Annotated in this window: 21 protein-coding genes; 15 read left to right on the plus strand and 6 right to left on the minus strand. The window is 73.5% G+C overall.

Going from position 1 to position 25,633, the window contains the following annotated elements; all coding sequences use genetic code 11:
* Positions 1-80 precede the first annotated feature (80 nt).
* The 6 genes from IEJ02_RS02620 (at position 81) to thrS (ending at position 6,147) form a co-directional block, all read left to right on the plus strand.
* Complete coding sequence (locus IEJ02_RS02620; RefSeq protein WP_191063171.1) at positions 81-815, plus strand: response regulator transcription factor; 735 nt, start codon at positions 81-83, stop codon at positions 813-815.
* 2 nt (positions 816-817) lie between these two features.
* Positions 818-1,747: a sensor histidine kinase gene (locus IEJ02_RS02625; RefSeq protein ID WP_223863284.1), complete on the plus strand. Its 930-nt coding sequence runs from the start codon at positions 818-820 to the stop codon at positions 1,745-1,747.
* A gap of 194 nt (positions 1,748-1,941) precedes the next feature.
* Positions 1,942-3,186 carry a cytochrome P450 gene (locus IEJ02_RS02630; RefSeq protein ID WP_191063172.1) on the plus strand — a complete coding sequence of 415 codons (1,245 nt, stop codon included), beginning with the start codon at positions 1,942-1,944 and terminating at the stop codon, positions 3,184-3,186.
* Positions 3,187-3,233: 47 nt separating this feature from the next.
* Positions 3,234-3,431, plus strand: coding sequence for a ferredoxin (locus IEJ02_RS02635; RefSeq protein WP_037947342.1), 198 nt, complete (start codon positions 3,234-3,236; stop codon positions 3,429-3,431).
* Entirely contained in the window at positions 3,428-4,618 is a 1,191-nt protein-coding gene (locus IEJ02_RS02640; RefSeq protein WP_191063173.1) for an NAD(P)/FAD-dependent oxidoreductase, read from the plus strand. The genes IEJ02_RS02635 and IEJ02_RS02640 overlap by 4 nt, the downstream gene beginning before the upstream one ends.
* Before the next feature lie 227 nt (positions 4,619-4,845).
* Positions 4,846-6,147: a threonine--tRNA ligase gene (gene thrS, locus IEJ02_RS02645; protein WP_370466948.1), complete on the plus strand. Its 1,302-nt coding sequence runs from the start codon at positions 4,846-4,848 to the stop codon at positions 6,145-6,147.
* 750 nt (positions 6,148-6,897) lie between these two features.
* Here the strand turns inward: thrS and IEJ02_RS02650 are convergent.
* The 3 genes from IEJ02_RS02650 to IEJ02_RS02660 all read right to left on the minus strand — a co-directional run bounded on the left by IEJ02_RS02650 (position 6,898) and on the right by IEJ02_RS02660 (position 9,493).
* Complete coding sequence (locus IEJ02_RS02650) at positions 6,898-8,043, minus strand: serine hydrolase domain-containing protein (RefSeq protein WP_191063175.1); 1,146 nt, start codon at positions 8,041-8,043, stop codon at positions 6,898-6,900.
* Between the two features lie 167 nt (positions 8,044-8,210).
* Positions 8,211-8,789 carry a hypothetical protein gene (locus IEJ02_RS02655; RefSeq protein ID WP_191063176.1) on the minus strand — a complete coding sequence of 193 codons (579 nt, stop codon included), beginning with the start codon at positions 8,787-8,789 and terminating at the stop codon, positions 8,211-8,213.
* The gene (locus tag IEJ02_RS02660) at positions 8,783-9,493 is read right to left on the minus strand and encodes a hypothetical protein (protein WP_191063177.1); all 711 of its coding nucleotides are present in this window, start codon (positions 9,491-9,493) and stop codon (positions 8,783-8,785) included. The genes IEJ02_RS02655 and IEJ02_RS02660 overlap by 7 nt, the downstream gene beginning before the upstream one ends.
* A 267-nt stretch (positions 9,494-9,760) precedes the next feature.
* Here IEJ02_RS02660 and IEJ02_RS02665 point away from each other — a divergent pair, with 267 nt between their 5' ends.
* Positions 9,761-10,267 (plus strand): GNAT family N-acetyltransferase, encoded by a 507-nt coding sequence (locus tag IEJ02_RS02665; RefSeq protein ID WP_275561169.1) that lies wholly within the window; start codon positions 9,761-9,763, stop codon positions 10,265-10,267.
* 78 nt (positions 10,268-10,345) lie between these two features.
* Here IEJ02_RS02665 and IEJ02_RS02670 read toward each other — a convergent pair whose 3' ends face one another.
* Positions 10,346-12,481, minus strand: coding sequence for an MDR family MFS transporter (locus IEJ02_RS02670; RefSeq protein WP_191063179.1), 2,136 nt, complete (start codon positions 12,479-12,481; stop codon positions 10,346-10,348).
* Positions 12,482-12,645: 164 nt separating this feature from the next.
* Between IEJ02_RS02670 and IEJ02_RS50225 the strand changes: the two genes are divergently transcribed.
* Both IEJ02_RS50225 and IEJ02_RS02680 read left to right on the plus strand, forming a co-directional pair.
* Positions 12,646-13,716, plus strand: coding sequence for a peptidoglycan-binding domain-containing protein (locus IEJ02_RS50225; RefSeq protein ID WP_191063180.1), 1,071 nt, complete (start codon positions 12,646-12,648; stop codon positions 13,714-13,716).
* Between the two features lie 457 nt (positions 13,717-14,173).
* Positions 14,174-14,824: an HAD-IA family hydrolase gene (locus IEJ02_RS02680; RefSeq protein WP_191063181.1), complete on the plus strand. Its 651-nt coding sequence runs from the start codon at positions 14,174-14,176 to the stop codon at positions 14,822-14,824.
* Positions 14,825-15,102: 278 nt separating this feature from the next.
* On the opposite strand, the gene IEJ02_RS02685 is transcribed toward IEJ02_RS02680, so the two are convergent.
* Positions 15,103-15,684, minus strand: a complete 582-nt coding sequence (locus IEJ02_RS02685; RefSeq protein ID WP_037947190.1) for a TMEM165/GDT1 family protein — start codon at positions 15,682-15,684, stop codon at positions 15,103-15,105.
* 1,519 nt (positions 15,685-17,203) lie between these two features.
* On the opposite strand from IEJ02_RS02685, the gene IEJ02_RS02695 reads away from it, so the two are divergent.
* The 6 genes from IEJ02_RS02695 to IEJ02_RS02720 all read left to right on the plus strand — a co-directional run bounded on the left by IEJ02_RS02695 (position 17,204) and on the right by IEJ02_RS02720 (position 24,213).
* A complete protein-coding gene (locus tag IEJ02_RS02695; RefSeq protein ID WP_191063183.1) occupies positions 17,204-17,863 on the plus strand; it encodes an HNH endonuclease family protein in 660 nt (219 codons plus the stop codon).
* A gap of 104 nt (positions 17,864-17,967) precedes the next feature.
* Complete coding sequence (locus IEJ02_RS02700; protein WP_191063184.1) at positions 17,968-19,761, plus strand: alkaline phosphatase D family protein; 1,794 nt, start codon at positions 17,968-17,970, stop codon at positions 19,759-19,761.
* Between the two features lie 136 nt (positions 19,762-19,897).
* On the plus strand, positions 19,898-21,880 hold the full coding sequence (locus IEJ02_RS02705; RefSeq protein WP_191063185.1) for an FAD/NAD(P)-binding protein: 1,983 nt from the start codon (positions 19,898-19,900) through the stop codon (positions 21,878-21,880).
* A 138-nt stretch (positions 21,881-22,018) separates the two neighbouring features.
* Complete coding sequence (locus tag IEJ02_RS02710; RefSeq protein WP_191063186.1) at positions 22,019-22,498, plus strand: DoxX family protein; 480 nt, start codon at positions 22,019-22,021, stop codon at positions 22,496-22,498.
* Between the two features lie 236 nt (positions 22,499-22,734).
* Complete coding sequence (locus IEJ02_RS02715) at positions 22,735-23,424, plus strand: DedA family protein (protein WP_137977755.1); 690 nt, start codon at positions 22,735-22,737, stop codon at positions 23,422-23,424.
* Positions 23,425-23,508: 84 nt separating this feature from the next.
* On the plus strand, positions 23,509-24,213 hold the full coding sequence (locus tag IEJ02_RS02720; RefSeq protein WP_191063187.1) for a lytic transglycosylase domain-containing protein: 705 nt from the start codon (positions 23,509-23,511) through the stop codon (positions 24,211-24,213).
* On the opposite strand, the gene IEJ02_RS02725 is transcribed toward IEJ02_RS02720, so the two are convergent.
* Positions 24,197-24,979 (minus strand): alpha/beta fold hydrolase, encoded by a 783-nt coding sequence (locus IEJ02_RS02725; protein ID WP_191063188.1) that lies wholly within the window; start codon positions 24,977-24,979, stop codon positions 24,197-24,199. The two genes, IEJ02_RS02720 and IEJ02_RS02725, sit on opposite strands and share 17 nt — an antisense overlap.
* Positions 24,980-25,633: the final 654 nt, after the last annotated feature.

Genomic DNA, 25,633 nt, shown 5'->3' on the forward strand with positions numbered 1-25,633 from the left:
CGCCCCGACCTGTCCGGATCTCATCGGTCGCGGTCAAGGCCCCCGTGCCCCGGAACGGTCGGTTCACGTACTGTCATGGCGTGTACGGGAGTGTCAGCGAGAAACCAGCGCCGGCCCGTGGCAACGGTCAGCACATCCTGGTCGTCGACGATGAATCGAGAATCGCCGAACTGCTCTCGACCACCCTCGAACTGGCCGGTTACCGGGTCGGCACCGCGGCCACCGGCGGGGAGGCGCTCGACCGGGTCGGGCGGGACCGGCCCGACCTGGTGATCCTCGATGTGATGCTGCCGGACCTGGACGGCTTCACGGTGTGCCGACGCCTGGTGGCGGCCGACGAGAACCATCCGCCGGTGCTCTTCCTCACCGCCCGCGACTCGCTCGAATCGCTGGTCACCGGCCTCGGCATCGGCGGGAACGACTACGTCACCAAGCCGTTCCGGATCGCCGAGGTGCTGGCCCGGGTGCAGGCCCTGCTGCGCACCCGCAACCGGCGGCGGGAGGAGCCGTCGCCGCACTACGCGGATCTGGTGCTGGACGACACGACCCGTCAGGCGCGGCGCGGGCGGCGGGCGCTGGAGCTGACCCCGGCGGAGTTCCGGCTGCTGCGCTATCTGCTGGTCAACGCGGGGCAGGTGCTGTCCAAGGAGCAGATCGGCGAGCATCTGTGGGTGGCGGACCACCGGCGTTACGGCGACAACGCCATCGAGAAGCTGGTCTCCCGCCTCCGCCACAAGGTCGACGAGGCCGGGCCGGCGCTGATCCACACCCGCCGTGGCTTCGGCTACTGGCTCGGCGGGCTCGCCTCCGGATGAGCATGCGCGAGCGCCATGGGGACGAGGGCTGCTGCGGGGGCGAGCGCTGTGCGGACGAGCGCCGTGGGGACGCCCCAGCCCGCGGCGAGGACCGCGGTGAGGCCCACGGCGAGGCTCGTGGCAAGGACCGCGGCGAGGACCGCGGCAAGGACCACAGCGAGGCTCGCGGCAAGGGCAGCGGCAAGGACCACAGCGAGGATGCCTACGAGCGCCAGCAGCGGCTGGAGGTCCTGCTCCACGAGCTGCGCACCTCCCTCACCACCATCCGCGGCTGGGCCGAACTCCCGCTCCAGGGGCTCAGCGACGACCCCGAGCTGATGGTGCGCGCCCTGCGCCGGATCCAGGACGAGGCCGACCATATGCACCGGGCGGTCCAGCAGGTGTTCCCCCGCGCGGACGCCTCCTGGGTACGGCCGCTGGAGACGGAGCCGGTGGATCTGCGGGACGTGGCCGACGAGGCGGTGGCGGATCTGGGGCTGCTCGACCCCGAACGCCCCATCGCCCGCGAGAACTCCGGCCGGACGACCCTCGTCGCCGACCACCGCATGCTGCGGCACGCCGTGCGCAATCTGCTGGGCAACGCGCTGCGCCACACCCCCGCCGGGTCCCCGGTGACCGTGGCGGTGCGCGGTCCGGTGGCCGGGGCGGGGGTCGGGGCCGGGGCGGCGGCCGGGACCGGGACCGAGGGAACGCCGCGCGTCGAGCTGTCGGTCAGCGACCAGGGGCCGGGCATGGGCCCGCGGGACATCGCCCGGCTCACCTCCCCGCGCGACGAGGACGGCCGGATCGAACAGGGCGGCGGCATCGGCCTCACCATCGTGCGACGGGTCGTCGAGCGGCACGGCGGCGAGGTGAACGTGCGCAGCGCACCGGGCCGCGGCACCACGGTCACCGTGGCCTTCCCCACTGTCAGCGTTTCGTCAGCAAACTGACCGGGGGGCGTCAGGTCGAGCGGGTTCGCTGGTCACCACGTCCCCGCAACGCGAAGGTTCGCGTTCCCGTAACGCGAAGATTCGCCTCCCCGTAAGGCGAAGATTCGCGTCGCCCCGTAACGCGAAGACACCCGTCCCCACCGACCCGAAGGTTCACGCTCCGCTCCCATCGGAACCCCCACCCGAGGAGAGACATGACCGAGACGCTGGCAGAGACCGCACCCGAGGCGGAAGAGCCGCTTCCGCAGTTTCCGATGCCGCGGGCGGCCGGCTGCCCCTTCGCCCCTCCCCCGACCGCACGGGCGCTGCACGCCGAACGGCCGGTCGCGCGCGTACGGCTGTGGGACGGCAGCACCCCCTGGCTGGTGACCCGGTACGCCGACCAGCGCGCCCTGCTCGCCGACCCGCGGGTCAGCTCCGATGCCACGCTGCCCGGGTATCCGCACGCGAGCGCCGGCTTCCGCGAGAACGCCGGGCGGCGGCGGTCCTTCATCACCATGGACGACCCCGAGCACGCCCGGATCCGCCGGATGGTCACCGGGCCGTTCGCCATCAAGCGGATCGAGGCGATGCGGCCCGAGATCCAGAAGATCACCGATGAGCTGATCGACACCATGCTGGCCGGGCCGGCCCCGGCGGACCTGGTGCGCGCGCTCGCGCTGCCGCTGCCGTCGCTGGTGATCTGCCGGCTGCTCGGGGTGCCGTACGAGGACCACGACTTCTTCCAGCGGAACAGCTCGCTCATGATCAACCGTCACTCCCCGGCCGAGGAGGTGGTCGGCGCCAACGAGGCGCTGACCGACTATCTGGAGGGGCTGGTCGCCGCCAAACTCGCCGACCCCGCCGACGACATGCTCTCCGAGCTGGCCGCCCGGGTCACGGCCGGTGAGCTGACCCAGCGCGAGGCCGCCAACATGGGCGTACTGCTGCTGGTCGCGGGCCATGAGACCACCGCCAACATGATCGCCCTCGGCACCGTGGCCCTGCTCGAGCACCCCGACCAGCTCGCCGTCCTGCGGGAGACCGAGGACCCGAAGGTGATCGCCCGGGCCGTCGAGGAACTGCTGCGCTATCTGACCATCGTGCACAACGGCCGTCGCCGGGTGGCCCTGGAGGACATCGAGATCGGCGGCGAGACCATCCGCGCCGGGGACGGGATCATCGTCTACACCGGCACCGGCAACTGGGACACGGAGGTCTTCGCCGAGCCCGAGCGGCTGGACATCGGCCGCGACGCCCGCCGCCACATGGCGTTCGGCTTCGGCGTCCACCAGTGCCTGGGCCAGCCGCTGGCCCGGGTGGAGCTGCAAGTGGTCTACGGCACGCTCTACCGCCGTATCCCCACCCTGCGGCTCGCCACCGGAATCGACCAACTACCGTTCAAACACGACGGTTTGGTCTACGGCGTCTACGAGCTGCCCGTCACCTGGACGTCATGAGCGGCGAAGGCGGCGGCGAGAGCAGCGGCGAAGGCAAGGGAGTCACCATGCGTGTGGAAGTCGATGTGCCCAAGTGTGTGGCGTCGGGGCAGTGCGTGATGATCGCACCCGATGTGTTCGACCAGCGGGAGGAGGACGGCATCGTGGTCCTGCTGGACGAGCAGCCCGCCCCCGAACTCCACGCCGATGTGCGGGAGTCCGCGGTGGTCTGCCCGGCGGCGGCGATACGGGTGATCGAGAAGTGAAGCGGGTGGTGGTGGTCGGCGCCTCCGCCGCCGGTCTGGCGGCGGCGGAGACGCTGCGCCGGGAGGGCTACGAGGGCACGCTCACGCTCATCGGCGATGAGCCGTACCACCCGTACGACCGGCCACCGCTGTCCAAGCAGATCCTCGGCGGGCAGTGGGAACCCGACCGGGTGCCGCTGCGCGCCCCCGCCGATCTGGACGCGCTCGGCCTCGAGCTGCGCCTCGGCGTCGCCGCGACCGGGCTCGACCTCGCGGGCCGTACGGTCGCGCTGGCCGACGGGGCGCGGGTGCCGTACGACGGCCTGGTCATCGCCACCGGCGTCCGCCCGCGCCGGCTGCCCGGCGACGGCGGGGAGCGCGCGCATGTGCTGCGCACCCTGGACGACGCCCTGGCCCTGAGGGACCGGCTGGGCGCGGGGCGGCGGCTGGCGGTGGTCGGCGCCGGGTTCCTCGGCGCCGAGGCGGCCGCCGTCGCGCGGGGGCTGGGCGCGGAGGTGACGCTGCTGGAACCGGCGCCGGTGCCACTGGCCCCGGCGGTCGGCGAGCGGGTCGGCCGGATGCTCGCCCAGGCCCACCACGACCACGGCGTGGATCTGCGCACCGGGGTCGCGGTGGCCGAGGTGGCCGACGGCGGGGTGCGGCTGACGGACGGCACGCTGGTCGAGGCCGACGAGGTGCTGGTCGCGATCGGCTCGGTGCCCAACACCGATTGGCTGGAGGGCAGTGGGCTCACCCTGGGCGACGGCCTGGAGTGCGATGAGTACAGCGCCGCCGCGCCGGGTGTGTACGGCGCGGGGGACGTGGCCCGCTGGCACAATCCGCTGTTCGGCACGGCGATGCGGATCGAACACCGGACCAACGCCACCGAACAGGGCATGGCCGTGGCCCGCAACCTCCTCCGCCCGGACGAACGGCGGCCGTTCGCCCCGGTGCCGTACTTCTGGTCGGACCAGTACGACGTCCGGATCCAGGCGCACGGGTATCTGCGCGGCCATGAGGAGGTCGCGGTGGTGGAGGGCGAGCCGGAGGAGCGGAAGTTCCTGGCCGCCTACCGCTCCGGGGACCGGGTGGCCGGTGTGCTGGCCGTCGGGATGCCGCCGAAGGCGGTGCGCACGTGGCGGCAGGCGGTCGCGACGCGGGCGGCGTGGCGGGACGCGGTGGGGGAGCTGCTGCCGGAGGGGGCGTAGCGGGTACCGCGAGGGCGCGTAGCGGGTACCGCGTGTGCGGGTACCGCGTGAGCGGGCCGTGGCCCGGTGTGGCGTGCGCCCGGAAAATCGCCGGGCGGGCCGCGCCGGGCCTTGCTACGGTGACCGGCATGAAGCGCGCTGCCATGACGACGACGCCGGAGAGTGTCCCGGCGCGCTGATCGACGTTCTGATCCGAAGCCCCGGGGCGAGTGCCCCGGGGCTTCGCCGTGCGGTCACTCGCCCGATGCCACCGACGTCCACCGACGTCCACCGACGTCCACGAGGAGACCGCGATGCCCGACCACCGGAAACTGGGCCGTGAACTGGGCCTGTTCGACACCGACCCGCTGATCGGCGCGGGCCTGCCGTACTGGCTGCCCGACGGCGCGACCGTACGGCACACCCTGGAGGAGTACATCCGCGCCGCCGAGCGGCGGGCGGGCTACCGGCACGTGTACTCGCCGGTGCTCGGCAAACGGGAGCTGTACGAGCTGTCGGGGCACTGGCAGCACTACAGCGACGACATGTTCCCCCCGATGGATCTGGGCTCGGAGGATCTGGGCTCGGAGCAGGTGGTCCTGCGCCCGAGCCTGTGCCCCCACCACGCGGTCATCTACCGCTCCCGCGCCCACAGCTACCGCGAACTGCCGCTGCGCATGGCCGAGTTGGGCGGGATGTACCGTTCGGAGCTCTCGGGGGTGCTCGGCGGGCTGACCCGGGTCCGGGCCATCCAGCTGAACGACGCCCATATCTTCTGCACCCTGGACCAGGTCGCCGACGAGGCGGGGGCGGCCCTGGAGATGATCCGCCGGGCGTACGAGGCGCTCGGCATCACCCCGGCCCGCTATCGGCTCTCCCTCCCCGGCCCCGGCGGCAAGTACGTCGCCGCACCCGAGATGTGGCGCCGGTCGACCGCCCTGCTGACCGACGTCCTGGACCGCTCCGGGCTGAGTTACGAGGCGGTGGAGGGCGAGGCCGCGTTCTACGGCCCCAAGATCGATGTGCAGGTCGCCGACGGTGTGGGACGCGAGTCCACCCTGTCCACCGTGCAGGTCGACTTCCACCAGCCCGAGCGGTTCGATCTGCACTACATCGGCCCGGACGGCGCCCGGCACCGTCCGGTCATGGTCCACCGCAGCATCATCGGCAGTGTGGAGCGGGCCGTGGCCCATCTCATCGAGGAGCACGGCGGGGCCTTCCCCGCCTGGCTGGCCCCCACCCAGCTGGTGGCCCTGCCGATCTCCGAGCCCGAGCTGGCGCGGGCCGAGGAGCTCGTCCGGCGGTGCGGGGAGCTCGGGCTGCGCGCGGAGCTGGTCGGACCGGAACGCGGCAGCCTGGGCGCCCGCATCCGGGCGGCCCGCCTCGTCCCGTACCAGGCCGTGCTGGGCGCCAGGGAGGCCGCGGACGGCCGGGTTGCTCTGCGGCTGCGGGACGGCCGCCGGTTGGACCCGCTACCGGTTGGGGAGGTGCTGGCCCGGATCGGGGCGCTGGTGCGGGGGCACGGCGCTGAGCTGTGGGATGCGGAGTAGGGGGCGTCCGAGGGTTCGCGCCGCCTGCGGCGGGCTTTTTCCCCTCCCCGCCCCTTCCCACAACGGGGACTCCGCCCCAGCCCCCGCAGGGGCTCCGCCCCTGGACCCCAGCAGGGCTCCGCCCCGGACCCCGGCGCGAGCTTCGCCCCTGGACCCCGGCGGGGCTCCGCCCCCGGGCCTCACTGGGGCTCCACCCTCAACCCTGCTGGGCTCCGCCCCGACCCCCGGGGTCCGGAGGCGAAGCCCCTGGCCCACGGCGGAGCCGCATATCGATGCTGCGGCGTTACCCATCCCAGCCCCTCCGGCGATTGAGGAGCGCGGCCCGGGGCGAAGCCCCGCCCGGGGGCCGGAGCGGAACCCCACCCGGGGCCCAGGACGGAGCCCCAGCCGGAGCCCGGAGCAAAGCTCCACCCGAAGCCCGGGACGAAACCCCACCCGAAGCCCGGAGCAAAGCCCCGCCCGGAGCCCGGGACGAAACCCCACCCAGAGCCCGGGACGGAACCCCACCCGAAGCCCGGAGCAAAGCCCCGCCCGGAGCCCGGGACGAAACCCCACCCAGAGCCCGGGACGGAACCCCACCCGAAGCCCGGAGCAAAGCCCCGCCCGAGGCTCGGGGCGGAGCCCCGCCGGGGTCCGGGGCGGAGCCCCGCCGGGGGGCCGGGGCGGAGCCCCGCCGGGGGGCCGGGGCGGAGCCCCGCCGGGGGGCCGGGGCGGAGCCCCGGTTTCGGGGAGGGGCGGGGTGGGGGACTGTCAGCCGCCCAAACGCTTCCGCACGGCGGCGACGAGCCGCGACGCACGCGCATCCCCGTGCCCAATCATGCGGTTGGCCACATACGCGAAGCCCACCCCGAACTCGTCGTCGCCGAAGGCGAACTGCCCGCCCGCCCCGTCATTGCCGAAGCTCCGCTCCCCCAGCATCGGCCGGAAGGACGGCGAGTCGAGCAGAAAGCCCGAGCCCCAGCGCGCTCCCATGTCGAAGCCCAGCCAGCCCTTGCCGGACGAGACCTCGCGGACCGCGTCCGTCACGGTCTCGGGGGCCAGCAGCCGGCGCCGGCCCCCGATGCCGGTCACGGCCGCCGCGTACAGCCCGGCGAGCCCGCTCGCCGACGCGGTGGCGCCCGCGCCGGGCAGCTCCATGCCGAGCAACGCCGGGTCGTTCCAGCCGTGCGGCTCGTCGAGGCCGGGGAAGACCAGCGCGCCGTTCATGGTCACGATGCGGGTCAGCAGATGCTCGGGCCCCGGCATCCCGGGCCGCCCCTCGGCCTCGACCAGCCGCGCCCGCCCGGCCATCTCCGCCCCGGGCAGCCCGATCCAGGCCCGCAGCCCCAGCGGGTCCCCCACGGCCCGGCGGAAGTACGCGCCCGGGGTGTGCCCGGTGATCCGCCGGATGACCTCACCGATGAGGAAGCCGAAGACATGGCCGTGGTACTCGTACGCCGTGTCCGGCTCCCACAGCGGCGTCTGCTCCTCGACGGCGCGCACCACCGGCGCCCAGTCTGCGATCTCCTCGAACGTCAGCACCCCGTCGAGCACGGGGACCCCCGCCCGGTGCCCGAGGACCATACGGCAGGTGATGGCCTCCTTGCCGTACCGGCCGAACTCCGGCCAGTACCGGCTCACCGGGGCGTCCAGATCCAGCCGCCCCTCCTGCGCGAGGAGATGGGCGCAGACGCTCACCAGGCCCTTGGCACAGGAGAACACCGGCACGACGGTGTCCCGTTCCCACCCCCGCCCAGTCCCCTCATCCGCGACCCCGCCCCACAGTTCCACGACCTTGCGCCCGCCGACGAAGACGGTGACGGCCGCCCCGAGTTCGGGAAACTCCTCGAAGTTCCGCGCGAACACATCGGCGACACCGCCGAACCCCTCATCGACCCACCCGCTGTACGGCTTCATCGCCCCCGGCCCTTCATGAACTCCGCGTGACCACAACCGCGCCACGGTAGGCCGTACCCCGCCCCCACCTCGAACGATTTACGAGGGCCCCCGGCCGATACGCCTTGGCCGCCGCCCGGCAGAGGTCCGGGCGGCGGCCAAAGGGTGAGCTGGGGCACTCAGATGCTTCAGATGCTGATGAGGCGCTCCAGCACATTGCGGTAGCCCCGCATCGCCAGGCGCAGCTCCTCCGTCTCCGAGCTGGCCGCGTCGTCCTCGTGCCAGGCGGCACGGAGGGTGGCGCGGCGCTCGGCGAGGAGCTCGGTGAGGCGGGTGGCCACCTCAGTGAGCAGGGCGTCGGCCTCCTCCACGGCGCCGCGTGGGGAGTCCACGAAGCCGCTGACCGCGTACCGCAGTCGCTGGGTCAGCTTGTCGTGCTCGCTCGTGGGCAGTACGGGGAAGCTGGGGCCGTTCGGGGTGTTCGACGGCTCGCCCGACGGCTGGGCGGAGGACTCGTGCGTCGGCGTGGGCCGGCTTCCGTCCGTCGGCGTCGGCCAGCTTCCGTCCGTCGGTGCCGGTCGGCTTCCGTTCGTCGGCTCGTGCTTCGGCGTCGTCGCGTGCCAGGAGGTCATCGGTTCCGCCGCCTCCGCGTTCCCCGGCCGCTGGGACAGCGGAGCCACCTCGTGCTTCTCCAGCCCATGACGCCGCTGCCCGTCGTTCTCCGTCGGGCCGTTCGGGTCGGTCGGGTCGGTCGGGTCCGTCACCACGCGCCGCCCTTCCTGGTGTGGCCGAACCGCGTATGGCCGGTCCCCGTCCCGGCCCCGGGCAGCCACTTCCGGCGGCCGCTCCCGCTCCGCCGCTCGCCGTGGTGGTGCCCGCCGTGGTGGTGCTGCCGCGCGGTCTCGGATCGGCTCGGGGCGCCGTGGTGCGGCGGCCTGACCAGATCCTCGAAGAACGGGCGAGCGTGCACCACGGCCTCGCGCAGCTCCTCGGTGTCCGCGCGCCCCTCGCGGGCGCGGGCCGCCGTGTCGTGGATCTGCCGGTAGCCCTGGACGTGCCCGGCGTGGTGCACGGACAGCGCCGCCACCTGCTCCTCGTAACGGCCCGACGGGTAACCGCGGTCGTGGGCGAGCCGGGCCAGGAGCTGATCGGCGCCGGTCACCGCGTGTTCCGGAGACTCGATGAACATCTCCTGCATACCGGCCCACTCGGCCACGTACCGCTCGCGCAGCTCACCGGGCAGCGGCTGGGTCCTCAGATCGCCGTACAGCCGCAGCCGTTCCTCGAGTTCCCGCTCCGCCGCCTTGGTGTCGCCCGCGTGCTGAGCGACGTTCAGTTCGTACTCGGGCCCGAAGCGGCGTCGCAGAGCGCGTTCCCTGCGGCTGGCGCCCGCGCGGACGACGCGGATGACGAGCGCGGCCGCCAGGACGACCGCGACGACAACCACGATGCTGATCGCACCAGTTGACATGGTCTGCTTCTGCCTTCCCGCTGGCTTCCCCCTCCGCGTTCGGGGGGCTCCTCTCATCGGGTAGCCCGGTCTTCGGCCCTCAAACTGCGGTGCGTCAGGGGTGCGGCGGGTGCCAGGATGCGGACCATGACGAGTACGCCACGCGCCCATGCCGGTTCGCCCGCCCCCGCGTGCCCCGTGTCTCCGGTGTCTCCGGTGTCTCCGGTGTCCTCAGCGGGCTCCGTGGACCCCGCGTCCTCTGCGTCCTCCGTGGCCCCCGCGTCCTCCGTGCCCTCCGCACCCTCCGCGTGGACGGTCGCCGCGCGCCCCGTCGACGACCCCGTCTCGGCCATGCTGCTGCGCGAGTACCTCGTCGATGTCGCCGACCGCTACTACCAGCTCCACGAGGAGCGGGACTCGACCCCGGAGGAGATCGAGCAGGCGCTCGCCGAGATGCCCAGCGACGACCTCGCCCCGCCGCACGGGGTGTTCCTGCTGGCGCACCATCAGGGCGCACTCGCCGGATGTGCCGGGCTGCGGCTGCTGGACGCGCGCACGGCGGAGCTGAAGCGGGTGTACGTACGGCCCGCCAAGCGGGGGCTGGGCGGGGGCGCCGCGCTGCTCGCGGCCGTCGAGGCGGCGGCGGACGGCCTGGGCGCCGGGCGGATCGTGCTCGACACCCGCCTCGATCTGGTCGAGGCCCGTGGGTTGTACGCGCGCCACGGCTACCGGGAGGTTCCGGCCTTCACGGACGGGCCGTACGCCGAGGTCTGGATGGCCAAGGAGCTGGGTTGACGGCCCAGGGCCCCAGAACCCCAGGGCCCGCACCGCGGTCAGGCCCCACGCACCGCGGCCAGGCCCCACGCACCGCGGTCACGCGCCGCGCGGCGGCGGTGGTCTGCGGTGGTCCGGGCGGGGCGTGCCCTCCCTCGGCTGCTCCGCGTCCGAGCCGCACAGCTCCCGCGTCAGCTCGTCCACCAGCTCGGTCAGATCGATCGGGCGGTCGGGTGACCACCAGTCGCCCAGGAGTTCCGCGAGGGACGCCTCGCGGGCCCGGTAGAGCCTGGTCGCGGTCTCGCGGCCGTCGTCGGTGAGGATCAGCTCCAGCCCGTAGCGGCGGCCGAGGCCCCGCTCCTCGATCTGCCGGACCGCCTCGGTGATGGCCCGCAGCGGTACGGGCGTGCGCTCGGCGAGCAGGGCGGGTTCGACCGAGCCGTCGTGCTGGATGCGCAGCAGCATCCAGCTCGCGGCCGGTCTGAGGTCGAGACCGGCGCGCCGGGTGATGTCCACGTAGACCTGCCGGCGGCCCTCCCGGCTGCCCAGCAGGGACAGCGCGCGGGCGCATTCGTCGCGCGAGGTGCGTTCCACGGGGTTGCTGGCGAGTATCTCGCTGCCGTCGGGCGCGGTGACGCTGCCGCGCAGCGGCTCCTCCCGCAGGAACCAGGCGAGGAGGAAGGCGAGCAGCACGACCGGCACCGCGTAGAGGAAGACGTCGGTGATGGAGACGGAGAACGCGTGCCGGACGGCGGCCTGGTCCACGGGCGGCAGCCGGCCGAGGGTGCGGGGATCGGAGGTGAGGGCGCCGGAGGTGACGCCGGGTGGCAGGCGCCGTCCGGCGAGGGCGTCGGCGATGTGGGGGCCGAGGTTGTTGGCGAAGATCGTGCCGAAGACGGAGACGCCGAACGAGGCGCCGATCGAGCGGAAGAAGGTGGCGCCGGAGGTGGCGACGCCCAGGTCCTGATAGCGGACGGAATTCTGCACGATCAGTACCAGCACCTGGATGACCAGGCCGAGACCGCAGCCGAAGACGAAGAGGTACGCGCTCATCTCGGCCACCCCGCTGGACTCCCGCAGCTGGTGCATCAGCAGCAGCCCGACGGCGGTGACGGCGGTGCCGAGGACCGGGAAGACCTTGTAGCGGCCGGTGCGGCTGACCAGATGCCCTGAGACGGTGGAGGAGACCAGGGTGCCGAGGACCATCGGCAGCAGATGGACGCCGGACATGGTCGGCGAGACGCCCTGCACGATCTGGAGGAAGGTCGGCAGGAAGGTCATGCTGCCGAACATCGCGAAGCCGACGACGAAGCCGATGACCGCGCAGAGGGTGAAGGTGCGGCTGCGGAAGAGGGTGAGCGGCAGCACGGGCTCGGCGGCGCGGGTCTCCACCCGTACGAAGGCGGCCAGCAGCACCATGCCGACCACCGCGAGCCCGACGATCTGCCAGGAGCCCCAGCCGTAGGTGACGCCGCCGAGGGAGGTCATCAGCACGAGGGCGGCGGCCACCACGGCGATCAGGAAGGTGCCGAGGTAGTCGATGGTGTGCGAGGTGCGGCGCACCGGGATGTGCAGGACGGAGGCGACGACGAGGAGGGCGACGATGCCGACGGGCAGATTGACGTAGAAGACCCAGCGCCAGCTGAGGCGGTCGACGAAGACCCCGCCGAGCAGCGGCCCCAGCACGCTGGTGGCGCTGAAGACGGCGCCGAAGAGCCCCTGGTAGCGGCCGCGGTCGCGGGGCGGGACGATATCGCCGACGATGGCCATCGACAGCACGATGAGGCCGCCGCCGCCCAGCCCCTGCAGCGCGCGGAAGGCGATGAGTTCCGCCATGTCCCCGGCGATCCCGCACAGCGCGGAGCCGATCAGGAAGATGACGATCGCGGTCTGGAAGAGCTTCTTGCGGCCGTACTGGTCGCCGAGCTTGCCCCACAGCGGGGTGGCCGCGGTCGAGGCCAGGAGATACGCGGTGACGACCCAGGACAGATGCTCCAGGCCGCCGAGGTCGCTGACGATGGTGGGCAGCGCGGTGGAGACGATCGTCTGATCGAGCGCGGCGAGGAGCATGCCGAGCAGCAGCGCGCCGATGGCCACCAGGACCGTGCGCCGCGGCCCCCGGCCCGGGTCCCGGCCCGCTCCCGGGCCGGGGGTCGCGGCGCCGGGGCTTCCTGGGCCTTCTGCCCCTTCTGGGCCTCCTGGGGCCGGAGCCGGGCGGCCGGCGTCCCGCGCCATGGCGACTCCTCCTCGCTCCCCTCCGTCCCCTCCTCATCCTCATCCCATCCTCACCTTTATGCCCTGTTACGGCCCGCCGGGCCGGTCCGCACGGCGGGCGAACACCTGCGCGGAGGGCGATCGGATGCGCATAATCGCTGCGAACTCCAGGGAGGGAAAGTTCCGTGACGGCAGAGTCCTGCCCGCACTGCTTCGCACCGGCGCGAGCCAACGGCCGCCCGGGCTGTACGTGTGCCGAACGCGCCGCCGCGTCCATCGCGACGGCAGGTGCGACCGATGACCAGACCCGGCCGAACCCCCAGGTGACGCTCCCGGAGGAGCGCCCGGCCGGCCCCGATCCGCGTGATCTGCGTCTCTTCGACGAGGCGGAGAAGGCGGCGGAGGCGAAGAGCTCGGCGAAGGGGGCGAACGCCGGGAATGCCGTGAACACCGGGAACACCGGGAACACCGGGAACACCGGGAACACCGGGAACACCGGGAAGGGGGACGGCGAGGAGACGCGGGTGATCGACCGCGTCGAGGAGAGACCCGGCGGGGACGAGGGGAACGGGGCCGACGGCGACGCCGACGCCCCCGGCTCCGCCCCCGGCCGTCACCGCAAGAGCAAGCGCAAGGTCGTGGCGGCCGTGCTCGCGGGCGCGGCGGCCGTGGCGGTGGCCGGTTCGCTGGCGGTCGGCACCGGGCTGCTCGGCGGTGACCACAAGGAGGACGGCGGCGGTGGCGCCGCGAGCGACCAGACGCTCGCCGACAGCACCGCCAGCCCCCCGGTCGAGGAGGAGCTGCCGGTCGAGGGACCCGGCACGCCGTCCGGCTCCCCCTCGTCGAGTGCGACGCCCCACCCCTCCGCGTCCGGCTCGGCGCGGGCCAGCGCGACCCCGAGCGAGGGCGGCCCCTCGGGCTCGGCCCGCCCCTCGGCGTCGGCCTCCGCGACCGGCTCGGCGACGAAGCCCGGGCCGAGCGCGTCCGGCGGCCCGACCTCCGCGCCGTCCAGCACCCCCGATCCGTCCGGCCCGCCGGTGCTGCGCGAGGGCGACAGCGGGCCCGAGGTGGTCGAGCTCCAGCAACGACTGACCCAGCTGCTGCAGTACATCGGCGTGGCGGACGGGAAGTACGACGCGGGGCTGCGGAGGATCGTCTCCAGCTACCAGGACCAGCACGACATCACGGGCGATCCGGACGGCGTCTACGGCGAGAACACCCGCCGTGACCTCGAATCGAGAACCGACGAGCCGTAGGGGTCCCGACGGATCCTTCCCCTCCCCGCCCCTTCCCGCAGCGTCCATGTGCGGCTCCGCCGCGTGGCAGGGGCTCCGCCCCTGGACCCCGGGGCCTGGGGACGAAGCCCTGCCACGCGGCGGAGCCGCAGATCGATGCCGCAGGACGGGGCGGAGCCCGGGTCCGGGGTCTGGGGCGGAGCCCCAGTTGTGAGGAGGGGCGGGGAGGGGAACAGCCCGCCGCAGGCGTCACGATCCACCGGAGACACTCCAAGGGCCCCACCCCCTGGCGCGGAGCGGCCCTGCTTTGTATCGTGAAGGAACAAAGTGGTTCCGCCCGTTTTCCCTGACCGGCGGGCGGAGCCGCTTGTTTCCCTTTTCCGTTGCGTCTTTCCGTTGCGCCTTCCCGCGGTCCGCGGCCGCTTCCCGCGGCCCGCTTCCCACGGCCCGCTTTCCGCGCTCGCGACCAGGAGTCCCGATGTCCCTCACCGCCCGCGCACTCCTCCTCGACATGGACGGCACCCTGGTGAACTCGGACGCCGTGGTCGAGCGCTACTGGCGGATCTGGGCCGCCGAGCAGGGGCTCGACCCCGAGCAGGTCCTCAAGGTCGTCCACGGCCGGCAGGCGCACGCCACGATGGCCGTGCTGCTCCCGGACCGCCCGATGGAGCGGAACCTGGCGGACAACCGCTGGATGCTGGAGCGCGAGACCACCGATCTCGACGGCGTCGTGCCGATCCCCGGCGCGCCCGCCTTCATGGCCGCGCTGGCCGCGCTCCCGCACGCCCTGGTGACCTCGGCCGACGAGGCCCTCGCCCGCGCCCGCATGGGCGCCGCCGGACTGCCGATGCCGGAGGTACGGGTCACCGCGGAACGCGTCGGCGCGAGCAAGCCCGACCCGGAGGGCTTCCTGAAGGGCGCCGCCGAGCTCGGCTTCGCCCCTGCCGACTGCGTGGTCTTCGAGGACTCGGAGGCCGGGATCGCGGCGGGCCGGGCGGCCGGAATGCGCGTCGTCGGCATCGGCCCGCGCGCCGGGGCCCACGCCCCGGACGCGCATGTGCGGGACCTGGAGCAGGTGCGCGTCGAGGCCCTGCCGGACGGCACGATGCGGCTGCACTTCTCGGACTGAGCGCCGGACCCGGCGCTCGCGCGGTGGCCGCGCCCGGGCAGCCGCGCACCGGCGGCCGCGTCCAGGCGCCTCGGACACCCGGGCTCTGGCAGTCCCCGCCCCGGCCGCCCGGCCACCGCATCCGCCGGGCGGTCTCGGTCGACCGCGACCCGGCGCACCGAGCGCACCGGCCGCAACGCCGCCGGGCTCGGTGGCCCGGGCCGACCGTCGTCACCGGCGCCGCCTCGGAGCCCGGGCACCCGGCCGTCCAGGCACCCGGACCCAGGTCACCCGGCCGATCAGGCCGCGATGGCCTCGTACAGGCTGAAACCGGCCAGCGCCAGCATCACCAGGGCCGCGATCCTGGTGATCAGCCGCAGCGGTACGTACCGCATCAGGGTGCGGCCGCCCACGATGCCCAGGCCCGCGACGGCCCACAGGGCCAGCAGCGCGCCGACGCCCACCGACAGCGGGTCGTCGTAGCGGGCGGCGAGGTTCGCGGTCATGATCTGGGTCAGATCGCCGAACTCGGCGATCAGGATCAGCGTGAAGCCCGCCCCGGAGACCTTCCAGAAGCTCTGGTCGGCGGGCTTGCGGATCTCCTCCTCGTCGTCGTCCTTCTTGAAGAGCAGCATGGCCGCTCCCCCGAGGAAGAGCACCCCCACGATCGCCTGGAGCAGGCGGTGCGGCAGCAGGGTGAGCACACTGCCCGCCGCGATCGCGAGCCCGACGTGGAGGGCGAAGGCGGCGGCCACGCCGACGAAGACGTACGACGCGCGGTAGCGGGTGCCGAGCATCAGCCCGGCCAGGGCGGTCTTGTCGGGCAGCTCGGCGAGGAAGACGACGCCGAAGACCACGGCGGCGACGGTGATGCTGAACACGGAATGAATACCTCGTAGGTCGGGCCGCGCCAAGGGCCCCGGGGAGGGATCGCTTCGGCACGGCAGCGTCGGACACTGCGGCCGAAGGTCTCGCTGGCGCACGGCCTCCGCGTCCCGCGGTGATCCGTACGCTCCGGGCGCCGGCCCGCACCTCGAGGGGCGGGCAGTATGTCGACGGTCCGGCGAGGAGCTACTCCCCTTCTGCTTCCACAAAGGATACGGGACCCCCGCCGCACCCAACCCCCGGGCCTCCGCCCCCGCCGCCATCGCGCCCGCCACCGCCTACGTCCGGCTTTCCCCACCCCGCCCCTCCCACAGCGTCGACATGCGGCTCCACCGCGCGGCAAGGGCCCCACCCCTGAACCCCGGAGGCCCCGCGGCGGAGCCACATACCGACACCACGGGAAGGGGCGGAGCCCTGGCCCGGGGCCTGGGCCGGAACCCCAATCCGGGGGCTGGGGCGGAGCCCCCATCCGGGGCCTGAGGCCAAGCCCCGACCCAGGGACCCGGGGGCACAACCCCAATCCAAGGCCCGGGGCACAACCCCGACCCAGGGACTGGGCCAAGCCCCAACCCCGGAGCCTGGGGCCAAGCTCCGACCCAGGGACCTCAGCAGGTCGGAGGAAGTCCGCTATGGTTCGGCAGCGCCCCGAAGGGGCGCGGGGCTGTGTCGATGTGCGGCTCCGCCGCGCGGGCGCGACCAGCCACGACGGCGCCGCAGCCGGCCGACGACGCATCGCGGCACTTCCAGCGCTTAGGGCGAAGCCTCGCCCCGGGGACTCGGGGCACAACCCCAATCCAAGGCCCGGGGCACAACTCCGACCCAGGGACTGGGCCAAGCCCCAACCCCGGAGCCTGGGGCAGAGCCCCGACCCAGGGACCTGGGGCGAAGCCCCGACCGGGGCCTGGGGCGAAGCCCCGACCGGGGCCTGGGGCGAAGCCCCGACCGGGGCCTGGGGCGAAGCCCCGACCGGGGCCTGGGGCGAAGCCCCGACCGGGGCCTGGGGCGAAGCCCCGACCGGGGCCTGGGGCGGAGCCCCGTCCGGGGGCCTGGGGCGAAGCCCCAGTTTCGGGGAGGGGCGGGTAGGGGAAAGCAGCCCGCCGCAGGCGTCGCGATCCGCCGGGCACTCCCAGGCCGCCCGGAGGGCCGTCGCCGCCCGGAGCGCCATTCGCGCTCGCGCGCCCGTCTCGCGGGTGGCCGCCCGGCGCGGGAACACGCGCACCGGGCGGCGGAGCCGCGAGCGCCGCCCCGGGCACGGCGTTGACCGGCGGCAACGCCATCACCCCGGATCACCCCGGGCGCGGGCGCACGCGATACACAGCCACAGCGCGACCCCACGACCGCCGCGCCGGATGGACGTACGTGGCACCAACTGCCCCCTGGAACCCTCTGGAACCCCTTGCGTTGACATGACCGCGTCGTCACCCTGTTACCTGGCGCCCACCCCACAGAAACCCGGCGCCGCAACCATGGCCGGGCACCAGCGGCCAACGCCCCCCACCCCTCAAGGGAGTTCGCATGTCGGACACGTCTACTCGCCGTCGCGTCTACGCGCGTCGCGCATCCGTCTTCGGCGGGTTCGTCGCCCTGCTCGGCACGCTCGTGCTGAGCGGACCCGCCGCCGAGGCTTCCCCGCCCACCCCGCCCAGCGCCGCCACCGCCCGCACCCAGCTGGCCTCGCTGACCGTCAAGGCCGAAGGCTCGTCCGACGGTTACAGCCGCGACAAGTTCCCGCACTGGATCACCCAGAGCGGCGCCTGCAACACCCGCGAGGAAGTCCTCAAGCGGGACGGAACCAACGTCCAGACCGACTCCAGCTGCGCGGCCACCAGCGGCAAGTGGTACTCCGAGTACGACGGCGCCACCTGGTCCGTCGCCTCCGACGTGGACATCGACCACGTCGTGCCGCTCTCCGAGGCGTGGAAGTCCGGCGCCAGCGGCTGGACCACCGCCCAGCGCCAGTCGTTCGCCAACGACCTGACCCACTCCCAGCTCATCGCCGTGACGGACAACGTCAACCAGTCCAAGGGCGACCAGGACCCCGCCGAGTGGCTGCCGCCCCGGACCGCCTACCACTGCATGTACGCCCGCATGTGGGTCTCGGTGAAGTACACCTACAAGCTCTCCCTCGACTCGGCCGAGAAGTCCGCGCTCAGCGGCATCCTCAACGGCTGCTGAGGCACCACTCCACCCGGCGCACCGCCCAGGAACCGCCGCACCTCCTCCGTCGTTCCGTACCGTACGCATGACGAGCACATCGAAGAACGACGGAGGAGGTCCGGATGGCCGGGCTGCGCCTGGGACCACTGCTGCGCCATGTCGACTGGGAGACCGGCACCGGCGCGACCATCTGGGTCGAGACCGACCGGCCCTGTGAGGCCGAGGTGCGGTGCCCTGACGGCGCGGGCGGCACCGCCCGCACCTGGCAGATCGCGGGTCACCACTACGCCCTGATCCCGGTCACCGGGTTGCGGCCGGGCGCGGAGACCGCCTACCGAGTGCTGCTGGACGGCGAGCAGGTCTGGCCGCTGCCGGACTCCTCATTCCCCGCCAGCACCATCCGCACCCCGACCCCGACCCCGACCCCCGCCCCGGGCGCCGACGCCACGGACCCTCCGCCCGTGCGCGTGGCCTTCGGCTCCTGCCGGTGGGCCGCGCCGCCCTCCGACGCCTCGCACGACCCGGTGGGGCCCGACGCGCTGGACACCCTCGCGCAGGCGCTCGCCCGCGCCCCGGAGGCCCCGCGCCCCGATGTGCTGGTGCTGCTGGGCGACCAGGTGTACGCGGACGAGACCTCCGCCGAGACCCGCCGCTGGCTGGCCGAGCGCCGCGATCTGAGCGAGCCGCCGGGCGAGCAGGTGGCGGACTACGAGGAGTACACCCGGCTCTACTACGAGTCCTGGCTGGACCCCGAGGTGCGCTGGCTGCTGTCCACCGTCCCCAGCTGCATGATCTTCGACGACCACGACGTCATCGACGACTGGAACACCAGCGAGGCGTGGCAGCGCCGGATGCGCGCCACGCCGTGGTGGCGGGAGCGGATACTGAGCGGGCTGATGTCCTACTGGGTCCATCAGCACCTGGGCAACCTCTCCCCCGCCGAACTGGCCGCCGACCCGCTCTACGCGGAGGTGCGCGCGGCGGAGGACGGCACCGAGGCGCTGCGGGAGTTCGCCGCCCGCGCCGACGCCGATCCGGGGTACACCCGCTGGAGCTACCGCCGCGACTTCGGCCGCACCCGGCTGCTGATGGTCGACACCCGCGCGGCGCGGGTGCTCGAGGAGGGCCGACGGGCGATGCTGACCGACAAGGAGTTCGCCTGGGTGCGCGAGCAGGCCATGGACGGCGTGGGCGGCTTCCCCGACTCCGCGGGGCCCGAGACCTCCGGCGGCCATGACGGCGGCCATGACGGCGGCTACGACGGCGGCCATGACGGCGGCTACGACCATCTGCTGCTCGGCACCTCGCTGCCCTGGCTGCTGCCGCACTTCGTGCATGACGTGGAGGCGTGGAACGCCTCGCTGTGCGGCGGCAGACGCGGTGGGCGCTGGGCGCGGATCGGCGAGGACCTGCGGCAGCGCGGCGACTTGGAGCACTGGGCCGCGTTCCCCGAGTCCTTCGACGCGCTCACCGACACCATCGCCGAGGTGGGCGGCGCGCCGGGCGCGCCCGCCACGATCAGCGTGCTCTCCGGCGATGTGCACCACGCCTATGTGGCCGCCCCGGACTGGTCGCGGTGGCCGTCCCGGCCGCCCCGCAGCCAGGTGCGCCAGTTGACCTGCTCCCCGGTGCACAACAGCATCTACGCCTCCATACGGCTCGGCTTCCGCTTCGGCTGGAGCGCGGCGGGCCGTGCCCTGGGCCGGGCGTTCCGGCGCCATGGCCGGGTGCCGCACCCCCGGTTGAGCTGGCACAAGACGGGTGGGCCCTGGTTCGGCAACCAGCTGATGACGCTGACCCTTCGGGGCCGTACCGCCCATCTGCGGCTGGACCAGGCGCAGTCGGACCCCTCGGGCGGCGGCGCCCGGCTGGTGGCGGCGCTGGAGACGGACTGGGCGGGCCGGCCGACCCCTTGAGTGCCGTTGCGCGGCATATGCCACGTGATACAGACCACAACGGAGGGGTACGTACCGGAGACCGGGTCGATTCGTGTCGGGCGGGCGGCATGATGGGCGCGCATCGTGCGTCACATCTGCCCCGGGAGACACAGCCTTGGCCGGAGACCCCCACGCGATAGCCGTCGTCGGCGCCGGGCCGCGCGGCACCAGCGTACTGGAGCGCCTGTGCGCCTCGGCCCCGGAGCTGGCGCCCGGCATCCCGCTGACCGTGCACATGCTGGACCCCTCCCCGCCCGGCGCGGGACGGGTCTGGCGCACCGCCCAGCCGGACGAGTTGCTGATGAACACCGTGGCCTCGCAGGTGACCCTGTTCACCGACGCGAGCGTCGAATGCGGTGGACCGGTGCGGACCGGACCGAGCCTGTACGAATGGGTCACCGCGCGCGGTCTGGCGCCCGGCCTCGGCCCGGACGACTACCCCAGCCGCGCGCTCTACGGCCGCTATCTGGAGTGGGTGTTCGCCGAGGTGGTGCGGGGCGCGCCGGACACCGTGACCGTCCGGGCGCACCGGGCCCGCGCCGTACGGCTGGAGGAACGGGCCGACGGCACGCAGGTGCTGACGCTGGACGACGGGAGCCGACTGGAGGGGCTGCGCGCGGTCGTCCTGGCGCAGGGCCATCTGCCGGCGGCCACCGACGCCACGGAGCGGCGGTACGCGGCGCACGCGGAGCGGCACGGGCTGCGCTACTACCCGCCCGCCAACCCCGCCGATGTCGACTTGTCGCTCATCGCGCCGGGCGAGCCGGTGCTGCTGCGCGGCCTCGGCCTCAACTTCTTCGACCACATGGCGCTGCTGACGGCGGGCCGGGGCGGCACGTTCGTCCCGAAGGCGCACGGCGGTCTGGTCTACCGGCCCTCGGGGCTCGAGCCACGGCTGTACGCGGGGTCCCGGCGCGGCATCCCGTACCACGCGCGGGGCGACAACGCGAAGGGGCCGTGCGGCCGGCACACCCCGCTGCTGCTGACCCCCGAGGTGCTCGGCCGCTTCCGCAAGCGCGCGGACGCCGGCGATCCGCCGGACTTCCTCACCGAGATATGGCCACTGGTGGCCAAGGAGGCCGAGACGGTCTACTACGAGGCGCTGCTGGCCCTCCGCGCCCCCGACACCCATATCCCCGCCGTACCGGAAGCCCCGGACGCCGCCGAGTCCGGCTCCGGAACCCCCGCCCCGCTCACCCCGGCACACTTCAGACGTCACTTTTTGGCCATCGAGCACGGAAGCCCCGAAGAGGCCGCCTTGCTCGCGGAGTACGGCATTCCGGAGGCGCAGCGCTGGTCCTGGGACACGGTGGCCCAGCCGTACCGCGGACGCCGGTTCACGGGGCGTGAGGACTTCCGGCGGTGGCTGCTGGGCTACGCCCACCAGGACGTGGCGCACGCACGGCTGGGCAATGTCGAGGGCCCGGTCAAGGCGGCGCTCGACGTGCTGCGCGACCTCCGCAACGAGCTGCGTCTGATCGTCGACCACGGCGGGCTGACGGGGGCGTCCCGCCGCGCCCATCTGGACCGCTGGTACACCCCGCTCAACGCCTTCCTCTCGATCGGCCCGCCGCGCCGCCGGATCGAGGAGATGGCCGCGCTGATCGAGGCGGGGATCCTGGACGTCCTCGGCCCACGGCTCGAGGTGACCTTGGAACGTCCGGACCAAGGGGGCGGAGCGGCTGGGTTCGCGGCGCGCTCGGCCGAGGTGCCGGGTCCGCCGGTGGTGGCCACGACGCTGATCGAGGCGCGACTGCCGGAGCCGGATGTGCGCCGGACCGCCGATGAGTTGCTGATCCATCTGCTGGCGACCGGGCAGTGCCGTCCGCACCGGGTGGAGGGCTACGAGACCGGCGGCCTCGACGTCACCACCGCCCCCTACCGGCTGGTGGACGCCCAGGGCCGCCCGCATCCGCGGCGGTTCGCCATCGGGGTGCCGACCGAGGGGGTCCACTGGGTGACGGCCGCGGGCGCGCGGCCGGGCGTGAACTCGGTCACCCTCTGCGACACGGACGCGGTAGCACGGGCGGTGCTGCGCCTGACGACCGCGCGGGAGACCCGGCAGGAAGGTGCCCCGATGTGCGCCGCGGGGCTCTGAGGAGCGGATTCGGGGCGTCAGGAGAAGGCTTCCGGGGCACTCACATTGGCAGGAACTTGAACTTGCAACAAAAGATGAGGGGAACCTAACCTGGCGTTCCGTTGTTCCCCGTCCCCAGGAGCAAGGAGCTCCCCTCCCATGCCTTCTTCCCCCACCCCCCGCACCCTCGGCGAGGCGCTCGACAGCGCCAGGCCGTACGTCCTCTCCCTCTTCCGCATCGTGGTCGGACTGCTGTTCTTCTGCCATGGCGCCTCGTCGCTGCTCGGCTGGTTCGGCGGCATGATGGGCACCGGCAAGACCGTCGAGGCCGGCACCTGGCCGGGCTGGTACGCGGCGGTCATCCAACTCGTCGGCGGCGCGCTGGTGATGCTCGGCGTCGGCAGCCGCAGCGCGGCCTTCATCTCCTCGGGCTCGATGGCCTACGCGTACTTCCACGAGCACCAGCCCGAGAAGCTGTGGCCCATCCAGAACGGCGGCGAGCCCGCCGCGATGTTCTGCTGGGCCCTGCTGCTGATCGTCTTCACCGGCCCCGGCCCCTTGGCGCTGGACCGGATATTCGGCTCGGCCCGCGCGAGCGAGGCGGCGCCGGAAGCGCCGCGCGAGCCGTCCCGGGTCTGACGGACGGCGGCCGGACGTCACGTCGTCCGGCCGTCAGTTCCGCGCATTCGACATGAGGTCACCCATCACGCCATGCGGGGTCGAACGCCCCGCATGGCGTGATTCGAACAACATCATCACACCCCTTACCGTTATCCTCTTCAGTCACAGGCGTACGCTGTATGGCTGTTACAGGCTGACGCCTGCCGCTTCCCGGCGACATGCGCAGCGGGGGGACCGGGATCGGGAGTAGTACGTTGTTGGAACATTTGGGGTCGCTGACCAACACCCCATGGATCTATGCGGTGATCGGGGCATCCGTCCTGCTCGATGTCTTCCTGCCCGTTCTGCCCAGCGGAGTTCTGGTCATCACGGCCGCCACCGCGGCCGCCGGCACCACCGTTGACGCCGTCGGCGTGGTGCGCCAGGCCGGCGCGGCCGACTTCCCCGCCATGTTCGGGCTGATGCTGTGCGCCGCGACCGCCTCCGTCCTCGGGGACATGGTCGCCTACCGGCTGGCCTGGCGCGGCAGCGACCGGCTCGACCGCGCCATCGCCCGCTCCCGCCGACTCACCTCCGCCCAGGAGAAGTTGGGCACCGCGCTGGTGCGCGGCGGCGGTCCGCTCGTGGTGATAGCCCGCTTCGCGCCCGCGGGGCGCTCGGTCGTCAGCCTGAGCGCGGGCGCGGCCCACCGGAGGGTGAAGGAGTTCCTGCCCTGGTCGGCGGTGGCCGGGCTCGCCTGGGCGGCGTACAGCGTGGCGCTCGGCTATGTCGGCGGCCAGTGGCTCGGCGCCACCTGGCTGGGCACGGCGGTCTCGGTGCTCGCGCTGTTCGCGGCGGGCGCCGGTGCGGCGTACGTGATGAAGCGCCCCGGTGAGGGTGAGACGGGTCCGCTCCCCGCGGGCCCGGCCGGGCAGCCGCTGCCCGGCGTCCACCAGGCGCGGTAGGGCCGTGTCGGCGACCGATTACGGATCGGCCCGCGATTGCCGCTACGGTCCCTGCATGCGTACCCCCACCGTGCCGGTTCCGGCATGCTGACCCGCGCCGCCGGGATGGTCGCCGCGTTCCTCGCCGGCCTCGCCCTGATCGTCGCCGCGGTCCTGGTCGTACGGCATCTCACCGAGCCCTCGGAGCCCGAGCTGCCGGTGATCCCCGATGCCAGGCGCCCCGTCGTGGAGTCCGCGGCCCGCGCCTGCTCCCCGCTGAGCGTGCCGCTGCTGGCCGCCCAGATCGACGCGGAGAGCGGCTGGCGCCGGGACGCGGACTCCGGGCACGCCCAGGGCATTTCGCAGTTCTCCCCGGTCACCTGGAAGGAGTGGGGCCAGGACGGCGACGGCGACGGCAAGGCCGACGTCTGGGAGCCCCGCGACGCCATCCCCTCGCAGGCCCGCTACATGTGTCATCTGTACGAGGTGGTCAAGGCGGTCCCGGGCAGCGGGACCAGGCTCGGCTCGACCCGGCTCGCGCTCGCGGCGTACAACGCGGGGCCGAACGCGGTACTCCGGGCGCGCGGCATCCCGAAGATCCTCGAGACGCGGGAGTATGTCGACAAGATCTTGAAGGAGTTGCTGCCCAAGTACCAGGAGAGCGAGGAGAAGTACCAGCGGAGCGAGGGGAAGCACACCGGCGGTGCCTCCGCCTCACCCTCCGCACCGGCCTCCCCCTCCCCCTCGCCCTCCGGCGATCCGTCCGGGCCCGCCTCCGGCTCCTCACCGGCGGCTACGCGTCGGCCGTGATGAAGTCCTCCACGGCCCGTACGAGTTCCTGCGGTGTCTCATCGGCGGGGTAGTGCCCGGCGTACTCCAGCTCCACCAGCTCGGCGTTGACGTACCAGCGCAGCCAGGTCTGCCGCATCACCTCCGCCGTGAGCGCGGGGTCGTGGGCGCCGACCACGATCCGGACCGGCACCTGGGCGCCCGCTATGTCCTCGTGGAAGTCCTCCAGCGCCCAGGAGTCCAGCCATGCCCGGAGCGCCTTGGGGTCGCTGTGCTCCACTGAGTGCCGCACCATCAGATCCAGCCAGGCGTCCGGGTGGCGGCCGCCGGTGGTGAGGTCGATGATCTCCCGGCGGTTCTCCGGGCGGTCGGCGGCGGCCGCGAACAGCTGCCACTGCTCGCCCTCCATCGGCACCCCGCTGGCCGGTACCGGCGCGACCCCGACCAGCCGGCGGACCCGCTCCGGGGCGGCCGCCACGACACGCTGGACGACCGCCCCGCCCATCGAGTGGCCGATGAGCGAGAACCGCTCCCAGCCGAGGTGATCGGCGAGCGCGAGCAGATCACCCCCGGCCTCGCCGGTGGTGTACGCGCCGGGGATGTCGCGCGCCTCGCCGTAGCCGCGCAGGTCGGGCAGCACATAGGTGAACCCGCGCCGGTCGACGTGCGGCAGCATCGCGGCGTACGCGGCCCGGTCCGAGAACCAGCCGTGCACCGCGATCACATGGTGCGGCCCGTCGCCGACGGTTTCGTACGGTGGAACGAGGGGTGGAACGATCGGTCCCATGGCACCTCCGGTCCCAGTCGAATACGGGCGCGCGGCGCGTGCCCGTGAGGGACAACGGTGACGTCTCCCGCTTCGGGTGGGCAAGCCCGGTGCGCATATGCGTGCCCGCGATACGACCCGGGGAGGGGCCGCATCGGGGGCACGTGGCCGTCCGTGTGGCGGAGGGTGCTACGGATAGTTCACGAGGTTCGCCACATTGTTGCCGGAATTGGGCGGCCCGCCCGTGTTGTCGATGACGTGGCTGATGGTGCCGGTGCGGCCGAACGGGGCCCGGGGGGCGCCGCCGAGACGGCCGGGCGCCGCCATAACGGGCCCTCAGATGCCGGCGGACGCGCCCTCAGGTACCCCTGGAACGGGCCCGGCGCCGCCGGAACCCGTCATCCGCGGCCCGCTGCCCCGGGCGGCCGAGACCGCCCGGCTGATCGGCGACCAACTCGACGGCGTACCGGCCCATGTCTGCGAACCGGCCGGGGACTATGTGCCGTACACGCCCCGGCGAGCCGAACTGCCCGCCGATTCCGCCGACTTCCTGCTCGCATTCGTCCATCGCTTTCCCTCCCCAAGAGCGCGCCCGCGGCCCGCTGCTGGCCCGGCCCCGTGGCCCCGCGGCCCCCGCGGCCCCGGGCGGTCGAGCCGTCTTTCCGTCGGGGGCCG

Source organism: Streptomyces sp. 5-10, assembly GCF_014712245.1.
In the GTDB taxonomy this organism is placed as follows: Bacteria; Actinomycetota; Actinomycetes; order Streptomycetales; family Streptomycetaceae; genus Streptomyces; species Streptomyces violaceusniger.

What these genes read in the sequence shown, in the direction of transcription:
- IEJ02_RS02625 (WP_223863284.1), top strand. Translation starts at nt 818, where the DNA reads ATGCGCGAGCGCCATGGGGACGAGGGCTGCTGCGGGGGCGAGCGCTGT.
- IEJ02_RS02630 (WP_191063172.1), top strand. Translation starts at nt 1,942, where the DNA reads ATGACCGAGACGCTGGCAGAGACCGCACCCGAGGCGGAAGAGCCGCTT.
- IEJ02_RS02635 (WP_037947342.1), top strand. Translation starts at nt 3,234, where the DNA reads ATGCGTGTGGAAGTCGATGTGCCCAAGTGTGTGGCGTCGGGGCAGTGC.
- IEJ02_RS02650 (WP_191063175.1), bottom strand. Translation starts at nt 8,043, where the DNA reads ATGAAGCCGTACAGCGGGTGGGTCGATGAGGGGTTCGGCGGTGTCGCC.
- IEJ02_RS02660 (WP_191063177.1), bottom strand. Translation starts at nt 9,493, where the DNA reads ATGTCAACTGGTGCGATCAGCATCGTGGTTGTCGTCGCGGTCGTCCTG.
- IEJ02_RS02670 (WP_191063179.1), bottom strand. Translation starts at nt 12,481, where the DNA reads ATGGCGCGGGACGCCGGCCGCCCGGCTCCGGCCCCAGGAGGCCCAGAA.
- IEJ02_RS02680 (WP_191063181.1), top strand. Translation starts at nt 14,174, where the DNA reads ATGTCCCTCACCGCCCGCGCACTCCTCCTCGACATGGACGGCACCCTG.
- IEJ02_RS02695 (WP_191063183.1), top strand. Translation starts at nt 17,204, where the DNA reads ATGTCGGACACGTCTACTCGCCGTCGCGTCTACGCGCGTCGCGCATCC.
- IEJ02_RS02700 (WP_191063184.1), top strand. Translation starts at nt 17,968, where the DNA reads ATGGCCGGGCTGCGCCTGGGACCACTGCTGCGCCATGTCGACTGGGAG.
- IEJ02_RS02710 (WP_191063186.1), top strand. Translation starts at nt 22,019, where the DNA reads ATGCCTTCTTCCCCCACCCCCCGCACCCTCGGCGAGGCGCTCGACAGC.
- IEJ02_RS02720 (WP_191063187.1), top strand. Translation starts at nt 23,509, where the DNA reads ATGCTGACCCGCGCCGCCGGGATGGTCGCCGCGTTCCTCGCCGGCCTC.
- IEJ02_RS02725 (WP_191063188.1), bottom strand. Translation starts at nt 24,979, where the DNA reads ATGGGACCGATCGTTCCACCCCTCGTTCCACCGTACGAAACCGTCGGC.